Annotated in this window: 1 pseudogene; it reads left to right on the top strand. The window is 59.4% G+C overall.

Annotation, left to right across the window (positions count from 1 at the left end):
* Positions 1–254, top strand: a pseudogene (locus tag R0J88_RS21750) (ATP-dependent helicase HrpB); the annotation flags it as partial.

The following is a 254-nucleotide window of genomic DNA, read 5'->3' as shown; positions in this document are numbered from 1 at the left end:
GGCGGCGCGTAACGTCGCGCAACGGCTGGCGGAGCTGCTTAACGAAAAGCCAGGCGATACCGTTGGCTACCGGATGCGTGCGCAAAACTGCGTCGGGCCAAATACCCGCCTGGAAGTGGTTACCGAAGGCGTGCTGACGCGCATGATCCAGCGTGACCCGGAACTGAGCGGTGTTGGATTGGTGATCCTTGATGAATTTCATGAGCGCAGCTTGCAGGCGGATTTGGCGTTGGCGCTGTTACTCGATGTGCAAC

Origin of the sequence: Pseudoalteromonas sp. SIMBA_162, from assembly GCF_046535955.1 — a bacterium.
Classification (GTDB): domain Bacteria; phylum Pseudomonadota; class Gammaproteobacteria; order Enterobacterales; family Alteromonadaceae; genus Pseudoalteromonas; species Pseudoalteromonas marina.
This window is presented reverse-complemented; position numbering and strand designations above follow the sequence as displayed.